Source organism: Ferruginivarius sediminum (genome assembly GCF_003344765.1).
Taxonomy (GTDB): Bacteria; Pseudomonadota; Alphaproteobacteria; order Kiloniellales; family Rhodovibrionaceae; genus Ferruginivarius; species Ferruginivarius sediminum.
In genome coordinates, this window is the sequence record NZ_QPMH01000046.1 from 1 (window position 1) to 3,763 (window position 3,763).

Here is a 3,763-nt window from a genome sequence, read left to right on the forward strand (position 1 = left end):
GCCCTGGTCCCCTTGTCTCGGAGCGTTCATCACTACGCATTACTTCGGATTGAGCCTTTCGGAGCAGAACCTACGCGCCTACACCTTGAAAACACGGACATGAGAGTGGTCAAACCCATACAGACGGTACCCAACGGCGGGAGGGATGTCTCTCACAGCAGTCGACATGTTCGCGCGTCTGGCGGGCCGGACCTGACCCAAAGCGGTCGTGCCGAGTCCACCGACCTCAGTGGGGGGCATCGGCGCCGGGGGTCGCCTCACAATTTCCCTGAATATCAAAAGGATGGCCCGCCGATTGGCGTCGTGACCCCGCGTCCATGCACAACGGCGGAGGTCGCGTTCACGGTGGAGCCCCCCCATGGCGCGGCCGCGACCGGAGCGTGGCTTTTCTATGACGTTCAGGCCCCGATACCGCGATCCCACCCCACCACCGGTGCCAGGTAGGCGCTGATCTTATCATAGATTAAGCGAGTCGACTCGGAATCTTGCGACATGTTAAAATTTGGCTATCGGCGACGGGGCTAAACGATGCTGCGTCGAATGCGTTGATGGGGCGGGAACAACGTGCAGTACAGGGACCACGAGTGCATGGAGTAGGTCCAGGGACATCTTGCACATCACGCAAAGGAGAGACACGATGAACCGGTGTGTTGCGCTGGGGCTGGCCTTTATGGCCGGCCTTGCTCTCGTCGCGCCGGTCACGCTAACGACAGCCGCCGCGGCAGACTTGGCGCTGGTCATTGGCAATCACGACTACCGCCAGGCGCCCGACGCGCGCACCGCCCGGATTGATGCGGGCGCCGTCGCGGACGCGCTCGAGCAGGGCGGCTACGAGGTGATCTCGGGCACCGACCTGAACCGCAACGACATGCGCGGCGGCATCGCCCGCTTCGCCGACCGCGTGGGCGAGGCCAACCGGGCGGTGGTGTTCTACTCCGGCCACGCCCTGATGAGCGGCGGCGTCACTTACCTGGCGCCGGTCGAGCAGGGCAACGACTCGCTGGTCGAGGTGATGATGGACGGCGTGCCGCTCGATCTGGTCCTGCGGCTCGCCGGCGAGGCCTCTGGCCGGGCGGTGGTGTTCATCGACGGCGCCCAGCTCGACGGCTTCACGCCGAAGTCTTTCGCCGAGCCGGGGATCGCCGAGATCGACTCGCCCGAGGGTGTGCTGGTGGTCTCGGCGGCGGCGCCCGGCCGCGGGATCGCGCGGCGCTGGGAGCGCCAGAGCGAGTTCGCCCGCCAGGTGGTCGAGCGCTTCCTCGCGCCCGGCAGGTGGATCGGTGAGGCGGTGAGCGGCCTCGGCGGCCCGACCTGGGTCGGCGGCGACATCCACTCCTCGCTGGTCCTGGTGCCTTCGGGCCGCGGCCAGGCGTCCGGCGACACCGGGGGCGACACGCGCGCAGCGTCCGCCTCCGAGGTGGAGACCCGGCTCGACCTCAGTGCCAGGGAGCGGCGGCGCCTGCAGGAAAGCCTGAACCGGCTCGGCTACGACACGCGAGGCACGGGCGGCGTCTTCGGCCCCGGCACGCGCTCCGCGATCCGCGGCTGGCAGCGGGCCAACGGTTTCGAGGAAACCGGCTACCTGACGCAGGAGCAGGTCGCGAGACTCAACCGGCAGGTCAGGGAGTCCGAGACGGACACGGGCGAGCGCACGGCCGCGGAGGTCGAGGCCCGGGTCGATCTGAGCGCAGTAGAGCGCAGCGAGATCCAGGAGCGTCTGACGAACCTCGGCTACGACACCCGGGACACCGACGGCGTGTTCGGCTCTGGCACGCGCACCGCGATCCGCAACTGGCAGCGGGCCAACGATTTCGAGGAAACCGGCTACCTGACGCAGGAGCAGGTCGCGATGATTTACCGGCGGAGCGATCAGCCGGGCCGTGATGAACCGGAGGCCCGGGACCCCGCCGCGGTCGAGGACTCGCTAGGCCTGACGCGCGACGATCGCCTCTCGATCGAGAAGCGCCTCGCCCATCTCGGCTTTTCGCCGGGGGAGCAGGACGGATTCTTCGATGAGAACACGCGCCAGGGGATCGAGGCGTACCAGCGCAACCGTGGTCATCAGGCCACCGGCTATCTCGACCGCGAAACGGTCGCCCGCCTCCTCGAGGAGACACGGAGCGCGCCCACTGGCGTCGTCGAGGAGGGCGCGAAGGTGCTGAAGGACCTGATGCGCGGGCTCGGCGAAGAGCAGTAGAAAGCCGGGGCGCCGCTCGGCCCCGAAAGCATGGCGGGCGCGCCACAGTTCGCGCTGTGGGGGTGGGGGGCAGGGCGTAGACCCCTGCCTCACCGCCCGCGCTCACCACGCCACACTGGCCGACTTTTACGCCGCTGTTGACACCGTAACTTCGGCGCAGGAAAGCCATATGGTGTGGATTCGCACCGGGGTCACAAGAACAAAAAACTTCTATATCAAATATATAGTACACCGATCAGCGTCGTAACCCCACGCTGGTCTACAGCCGATTAAACACTGGTCTTCATCGTCGCTTAGGATGAGGGCCTAACGCTTCTGGAGAAACCGACATGCACGCGACTCGGCAACCATTTCATTCCTTGCTCGCCAAACCCCTCTTTAAGAGTTGTGCGGCTCTGTCTCTGCTCACCTTGATTGGGTCTGCTCAACCTTGGGCCGATGCCGATGCAGCAGAGGTCGTCGAGACAATCGACTTCTCCAGCCCCTCCTCAGGTGATGCAACTGCGTGGCTAAAAGAGAACGGGTTTCAACTCCGAATGGATGCCGGCGAGCTCAACCCACATTTCATCAATGAAAGGCTGGTTCTGGAGACTTCAGGCCAGACGGCTGGGCTTTTCGTAAAAGAACTGAGTTTATCGGATGTTGACCACATTCGTATTTCATGGGGTGTAGAACGCTATCCGCATGGGGCAGATTGGGATAAAGGTGTCTATCGTGTACCTATTGCGGTTATGATTTCTTTCGGAGACAAAGAAATCAAAAGTGGCAACTGGTTCGTTCCCGATGTCCCTTACTTCATAAGCCTGTTTTTAAGCGAGAGCGCAGAAGAGGGGGAGGCGTATTCCGCAAACTACTACAACAAAGGTGGCCGCTACTTTTGTCAACCTTGTAACGCAGCCGCCGGAAAAACAATAACGACCGAATTTAATTTTACGGACGCATTCAAGTCGGAATTCGACAAATCTCCGGTCCCACCGATAACGGGGTTCGGTTTCCAGATGAACACGGAGGACACCCAAGGGGGTGCCCGGGCCTTCTTGAAGAAGGTGGAATTTCTTTCCGACTAGAGCATCGTGCTTTTAGTCATGAGCCGCTTGCCGGTGAGCAAACGGCGCGCAGTGCGTAAGGCGCTCCGACCGGCCTGGGGTCAGTACGATTCCCACAAGGCGGAGCGGCCTGCCGCGCAACCTGTAAAAACCGTCTGGAGCACGACCCGCCGCTTTCTTTGCCAGAAATACGCGACAGGTCAGATCGCGATCCGAGTGGTGCTGGATTGGGAATGTTCGGGGTCGGTGACACGCGCTGCTCGATCCGACAGCACTTGGATCCGTGGTAAGAAAAAAGCGGAGTACCGAACTGGCCCGGTGTCGGCTCTAGGCCCGGCCTTGCCGATGTCCCTTGCGACGCCCGCGTCGGAGATACCGCCAACAGCGGCCAATCGGGATGCATCCGTCGGGGTCGGACCACTCTCATGTCCGTGTTTTCAAGGTGTAGGCGCGTAGGTTCTGCTCCGAAAGGCTCAATCCGAAGTAATGCGTAGTGATGAACGCTCCGAGACAAGGGGAC

Annotated in this window: 2 protein-coding genes; both read left to right on the forward strand. The window is 62.8% G+C overall.

Annotated features, from left to right (window positions below; genetic code table 11):
* The first annotated feature begins 637 nt into the window (after positions 1 to 637).
* Entirely contained in the window at positions 638 to 2,197 is a 1,560-nt protein-coding gene (locus DRB17_RS19700; RefSeq protein WP_114583934.1) for a peptidoglycan-binding protein, read from the forward strand.
* A gap of 329 nt (positions 2,198 to 2,526) precedes the next feature.
* Positions 2,527 to 3,264, forward strand: a complete 738-nt coding sequence (locus DRB17_RS19705; protein WP_114583935.1) for a DUF3047 domain-containing protein — start codon at positions 2,527 to 2,529, stop codon at positions 3,262 to 3,264.
* The last annotated feature ends 499 nt before the right edge of the window (positions 3,265 to 3,763 follow it).

What these genes read in the sequence shown, in the direction of transcription:
- DRB17_RS19700 (WP_114583934.1), top strand. Translation starts at nt 638, where the DNA reads ATGAACCGGTGTGTTGCGCTGGGGCTGGCCTTTATGGCCGGCCTTGCT.
- DRB17_RS19705 (WP_114583935.1), top strand. Translation starts at nt 2,527, where the DNA reads ATGCACGCGACTCGGCAACCATTTCATTCCTTGCTCGCCAAACCCCTC.